1 protein-coding gene is annotated in these 1,318 nt (G+C 62.7%); it reads right to left on the bottom strand.

Going from position 1 to position 1,318, the window contains the following annotated elements:
- On the bottom strand, positions 1-1,318 hold a 1,318-nt coding region (locus BG52_RS15040), incomplete at both ends, for a cobyric acid synthase (protein WP_036666667.1).

Here is a 1,318-nt window from a genome sequence, read left to right as displayed (position 1 = left end):
CCCGTCCGCTTCTCGAGCCATTCAATACCCGGCGTGAGCAGCTTTGCGTCGCCTCTGAACTTGTTGATGATAAAGCCCGCAACCCGCTCCCGTTCATGCGGCTCCAGAATGTCCATCGTCCCGACGATCGAAGCGAAAACGCCTCCCCGGTCGATGTCGGCCACAAGCAGCACCGGCGCGCCGGCCCATCCGGCCATTCTCATATTGACGATATCCCGGTCCTTCAGGTTCACTTCCGCCGGGCTTCCCGCGCCTTCCAGCACGACCACATCGTAGCATTGGCGCAGCCGGGCAAGCGCCTCCTGCACGATCGGCTCCGCCTCGCTCAAATATTGCTCGCGATAGGAGCGCGCATCGTAATCGCGCAGCGGAACGCCGTGCACGACGACCTGCGAGGCCATATGCCCGGTCGGCTTCAACAGAATCGGATTCATGTCGGTAACGGCCGGGGTCCCGCAAGCATCGGCCTGCATGCCCTGGGCGACGCCGATTTCTTTGCCGTCCCACGTCACATAGGAATTGAGCGACATGTTCTGCGATTTGAACGGCGCGGTCCGCAGGCCGTCCTGTGCGAAAATCCGGCATAAAGCCGTGGTCAGGATGCTTTTGCCAACATCCGAGGCGGTGCCCTGGATCATAAGCGTGCGCGCCGGACGCGGAAGATCGAATGTATCAGGCGCATCTATGTATACCGGCTCCCCGGGCTGCGGCCCGCCGAGACAGGCCTCCAGCGTTTCCGCAAGCCGGTCGTTGTCCGCGCGCAGCTTGACCGCGACGCGGCAATAGCCCGCACTAAGACCGGCGAAGTGCGACGCATCGCGGATCAACACGCCGCGCCGCCCCATCGACCGCTGCAAATCCGCCGCCGTCATCCCCGTCTCCGCCGGCAGCTCGAATAAGATATAGTTGGCGGAGCCGGGGATGACACGGAGCCCGAGACGGCTCAAACGGCCTGCCAAATAAGGACGCTCGGCCTGCAGCCAGGCAGTCGTCCGCTCGACGAACGCCCTGTCGCCCAGGACGGCTTCCCCGATTGCCTGCGCAAGCGAATTGACGCTCCAGGGCACCTGAAGGTCCCGCATCGCGGCAATCATATCCGGATGGCCTGCCGCGTAGCCGAGCCTTATTCCGGGAACCGCGTACAGCTTCGTCATCGACCGGAGGACGATAAGGCGCGGCGTCTCGCACGCAAACCGGATTAGACTTAATCGATCCGCATCGGGGAGAAAATCAATGAAGGCCTCGTCCAATACCACCATATGGCCTTCTTCAACCAGACGCCGGACAAGCTGCGGATCACACAGCCGTCCGGTCGGAT

Origin of the sequence: Paenibacillus darwinianus (assembly GCF_000598065.1) — a bacterium.
Lineage (GTDB): Bacteria > Bacillota > Bacilli > Paenibacillales > Paenibacillaceae > Paenibacillus_I > Paenibacillus_I darwinianus.
This window is presented reverse-complemented; position numbering and strand designations above follow the sequence as displayed.